General features: G+C 68.0%; 4 protein-coding genes. 3 read left to right on the top strand and 1 reads right to left on the bottom strand.

Features of this window, described 5'->3' with window-relative positions:
* Together Q8M88_RS14965 and Q8M88_RS14970 are read left to right on the top strand one after the other, a co-directional pair.
* A partial coding sequence (locus tag Q8M88_RS14965) for an NAD-binding protein (protein WP_305597957.1) occupies nucleotides 1–995 on the top strand: 995 nt, incomplete at its 5' end.
* Between the two features lie 10 nt (nucleotides 996–1,005).
* The gene (locus Q8M88_RS14970; RefSeq protein ID WP_305597958.1) at nucleotides 1,006–1,941 is read left to right on the top strand and encodes an isopenicillin N synthase family oxygenase; all 936 of its coding nucleotides are present in this window, start codon (nucleotides 1,006–1,008) and stop codon (nucleotides 1,939–1,941) included.
* Between the two features lies 1 nt (nucleotide 1,942).
* On the opposite strand, the gene Q8M88_RS14975 is transcribed toward Q8M88_RS14970, so the two are convergent.
* A complete protein-coding gene (locus Q8M88_RS14975; protein WP_305597959.1) occupies nucleotides 1,943–3,751 on the bottom strand; it encodes a TadE/TadG family type IV pilus assembly protein in 1,809 nt (602 codons plus the stop codon).
* A gap of 251 nt (nucleotides 3,752–4,002) precedes the next feature.
* Between Q8M88_RS14975 and Q8M88_RS14980 the strand changes: the two genes are divergently transcribed.
* Nucleotides 4,003–4,669: aldehyde dehydrogenase family protein (locus Q8M88_RS14980; protein ID WP_305597960.1), on the top strand; the 667-nt coding region annotated here is incomplete at its 3' end.

The following is a 4,669-nucleotide window of genomic DNA, read 5'->3' on the forward strand; positions in this document are numbered from 1 at the left end:
TCACCGTGGGCGCGGGGTTGGACTTCACCATGGTCGCCGCCCAGCCGCTGCTGCTGCTGGCCCTGGTCGGCGGCCTGATGGCGCTGAAGGCGCTGGTGATGTTCGCCGCGGCGCGGGCCGCGCGCCTGTCGCCCCGGGACGCCGCGGCTACCGCCGTGGCGCTGGCGCAGGGCGGGGAGTTCGCCTTCGTGCTCTTCGGCTTCGCGCTGGGCGCCGGCGTGCTGGGGGCGGAGTTGGCCAAGCTGCTCACCGCCGTTGTCGCCCTGTCGATGGCCTGCACGCCGCTGGCCATGGCGGCGTTCGAGCGCTGGGTGCTGAAGCATCCCGGCGCCGGCCTCGCCGAGCCCGAAGACACGCCCTACGACGACGGCGCGCCGGACGCGATCATCGCCGGGTTCGGCCGGTTTGGGCAGGTCACGGCCCGTCTGCTGATCGCCAACGATTTCCGCACCGTGACGCTGGACGCCAGCATCGAGCAGATCGACACCCTGCGCCGCTTCGGCATGGAGGTTCACTACGGCGACGCCAGCCGCCTGGACCTGTTGCGCACCGCCGGCGCCGAAAAGGCCAGGCTGCTGGTGGTGGCGATCGACGACCGCGACAAGGCGCTGGAGATGGTGGAGATCGCCCGCCAGGCCTTTCCGCATCTGACCGTGCTGGCCCGCGCCTGGGACCGCCGCCATGCCTATGAGCTGCTCAGCAAGGGCGCCCACGAGGTGGAGCGCGAGACCTTCGAAGGCGGCCTTTCGATGGGCCGGCGCGCGCTCAAGCGCCTGGGCCTGAGCGACTACCGCGCCACCCGCGCCGCAACCCTGTTTCGCCAGCACGACCGCGCGCTTTTCGACCAGCTCGCGCCGATCTATGGCGAGGAGGAGCGCTTTATCCTGGCCGCCCGCGCCTCGCGCGAGACCATGGACCAGTTGCTGCGCGCCGAGATGAGCCAGATGGCCGAAGACGAACGCGTCGCCGAGGACGCCGGAAAGCCGACCGTTTAGGAGCAAGCCCGTGCCCTCCCCCGCCATTACCCCGGTGTCCTTTGCGGACTTCGACCGCGACTTCGAGCGCTTCAGCCAGTCGCTGGGCGCGTCGTTCGAGCGCTATGGCTTCGCCGTGGTGGGCGACCACGGGCTGCCGGCCGCGCGGCTCGATGCGGCGCTGGCCGCGATCAAGGCCTTCTTCGCCCTGCCCGAGGACGTAAAGCGCCAATACATCACAGGGGTCGGCGGCCAGCGCGGCTACACCGCGTTCGGCATCGAGACCGCCAAGGGCGCCGCGCACCACGATCTCAAGGAATTCTGGCACGTGGGCCGTGACCTGCCGGCCGGCCATCGCTACGCCGCCCAGATGCCGGAGAACGTCTGGCCCGAAGCCCCGGCTGACTTTCGGGAGGAGATGACCTGGCTCTACCGCGCGCTGGACGCCATGGGCGCCCGGATCCTCGAGGCCATCGCCGTCTACCTGGGGCTGGAACGGGGGTTCTTCGCGGCCACGGTGTCGGAGGGAAACTCGATCCTGCGGCTGCTGCACTATCCGCCGGTCGCCTTCGACGGCCCACATGTGCGGGCCGGCGCCCACGAGGACATCAACGTCATCACCCTGCTGTTGGGCGCCGAGGAGGCCGGCCTCGAGGTGCTGGACCGCGACGGGCGCTGGCTGCCGATCAATCCGCCGCAGGGCTCGCTGGTCTGCAACATCGGCGACATGCTGCAGCGGCTGAGCAACCATCGCCTGCCGTCGACCACCCACCGGGTGGTCAACCCGGCGCCGGAGCGGCTGGGCGTGGCGCGTTACTCGACGCCGTTCTTCCTGCACTTCAACCCGGACTACGAGATCGTCACCCTGGCCGGCTGCGTGGAGCCAGACCGGCCCGACCGCTATCCGCAGCCGATCACCGCAGACGACTTCCTCAAGGAGCGCCTGCGGGAGATCAAGCTGCTCTAGCCTAGTGCGATAGACGCAGGCTGTTGATGTCGGCGCCGATCGCCTTGAACGCATCCTTCAACGCCGTGCCGCTGGTCGGCAGGTAGACGTGGTCGGGATCGGTCGCGCAGCCGTTGACGAAGTTGGTCGCCGTGGTGTCGCCGGTGATCTGGAAGCCCACGGTGTAGACCACGATATTGGCGGTCTTCATGTTCTCACACAGCGCCGCGGCCTGGGTGAAGGTGCTGCCGTTGGCGCCGTTGCAGTTGATGTGGTCCTTAATGCTGCCGCTGCCGGACAGCGAGTCCTGGGCGATCACGCCGTTGCAGTAGGTGGTGTTGAGCGCGCCGTCGGTCATCACCACGACCGCCTTCATGGTGTCGGGCGAGTTGTAGGCCGCGGGGCGGCTGGCGGCCGGGAAGATCGCGCCGAAGGTCGGCGAGACCATGTACCAGCCCCATGCCACGCCCGTCTGGCCGGCGGTGGAGCCGCCATCGTCGAGCAAGCCGATCGCGGCCTTGATGGCGGTCCTGTCCGACGACAGCGGAATGATCGTGTGGCTGATGCACGGGTTGGGCGTGTTGACCGTGGTCCCGGCCACCAGGTTGTCGCCGTCCGCCGCGTAGTTGAAGCCGACCGGCGTCGTGCTGGGCGCCACATCCGTATTGACGTTGGCCTGGAAGCGCTCGCTCACGCAGTTGGTCTTCTGGAAGATCTTCACCGCCGTCGAATCGCCATTGGTGAAGCGCATGTACTCGCAGCCGTAGGTCGTGCAGTAGGCCGTGGTGCCAGAGGCGTAGGCCGCCGTTGGCCCGCTCGCGAAGAACAGGTTGAAGGTATTCGTCGCATTGCTCCGCACGATACCGACTATATCGCGTAGCGCGGCGCCGCTCGGGTTGTCGATATAGATATAGTCGTTGACGTTATAGCCATGGGCCGTCGAGGTGAACTGTGCGCTGCAGTCGGTGCGCACGCACTTCGTCACCTTGCCGCCGGACGAATAGGCGGTGAACGCCGAGCCGTTGATGCCCTGGAGCTGGAAGGTGTTCGTGGTCTTGTTGGCCACCACATAGGGCGTGCCGTTGATCTGCGTCATGCCGCTGACGCCGGTGATCAGCACAGTGTTTCCGTTGGCGAACCCGTGGCTGGTGGCCGTGATGACGACCGGACTTGCGCGCGTGGCGCCGCTGATCGTCTTCTGCGTCCCCGAATACCAGCTCGAGTAGGCGGTGACCGCCTTGGTGCCGACGACAGCGCCACGGGCGGCGTCGCCATAGGCGCCAGGATTCACCCCCATCGACCACGGCACCACCGCGACCTTCGAATAGAACGGCGTCTGCTGGGTGCGCACGACGATGTCGACGAGGCTCTGCGCGGCGGTCCGCAGGTCGGAGATCTTGGTCCCCGACATCGAGCCGGTGATGTCGAGCACCAGGGCGACCTCGACGTTCTTCGACGAGCGGATCACCTCGGTGTTGGCGCTGACCGGATGGTGCGACCAGAATCCGGGAGCGAGCGCCACCGGGGTGACGGAGGCGCTGCCCACCACCTTGGTGTTGTTGTCGGTCAGGTGGAACTCGGACGACGTCAAGGTCGCGCCGCGCACCAGGTGGAGGTTGGCGGTGAGCGCCTTGCCCGCCAGGGTGTTGATCTCGGCGTCGGTCTGGGCCGACGACCGTGCGGCGTAGAGCGCCGCGGCGTCGACCGCATCCTGCAGCTTCGCGCGCTGTTCTGTGGCTGTGTAGACGTCGAACAGGCCCAGGATCATGGGCGCCAGCACGACGACGGCCAGGGCGAAGATGATCGCCACCACGCCGCGCTCGTCGCGCATTCCGTCCTTCAACCGACCGCGCCTGCCCAGTGTGCCGGCAAGACGCAATATCGCTCGGATTCGCTGGCCCACGCCCAATCCCCGATCCTGTTTCGGGGCGATCCTAACGTCGACGCGGTAAACGAACGGCCCATAGACAGGGTAAATTTCGCTTTAGAATGCGAGACTTAAATTCCTCTGTCGGAAACCCGACAGCCGTTTCGAGGCCTCGCGCGTTCGGTGGAGGCGACCCGCCCGCAAAAGGTTTCCACATGACATCGCCGACTTCCCCAGACGACCTGAAGGACGCAGCGCGCAAGCTGATCCGCGAAGCCGCGCTGGTGGACGGCGCCTGGATCTCGGCCGGCGACGGCGCGATCGCGGTCGAGGACCCGTCCGAGCAGACCATCCTCGGCCACGTCCCATCGTTGACCGCGGAACAGGTGGACGAGGCCATCGCCGCGGCGGCCCGCGCCTTTCCCGACTGGTCGCGCCGCAAGGGTCGGGAGCGCGGCGAGTTCCTGACGCGCTGGGCGGCGCTGATCACCGCCAACGAACAGGCGCTTGGGGCGCTGATCTCGCTGGAGAACGGCAAGCCATTCGCCGAAGCGGTGGGCGAGGTGCGCTACGCCAACTCGTTCATCACCTGGTTCGCCGGCATCGCCGAGCACCTGGACGGCCGCGCGATCGACAGCGGCGCCGCCCAGGACCTGATCCTGGCGTTCCGCGAGCCGGTCGGGCCGGTGGCTGCGATCACGCCGTGGAACTTCCCGGCCGCGATGATGACCCGCAAGGCGGCCGCGGCGTTCTGCGCGGGCTGCACATTGGTGCTGAAACCCGCCTCGGCGACGCCGTTCACCGCCCTGGCGCTGGCCGCCCTCGCGCTGGAAGCCGGCCTGCCGTCGGGCTGCTTCTCGGTGGTCAGCGGCGCGCAAAGCG

The organism is Phenylobacterium sp. (genome assembly GCF_030693805.1).
GTDB lineage: Bacteria > Pseudomonadota > Alphaproteobacteria > Caulobacterales > Caulobacteraceae > Phenylobacterium.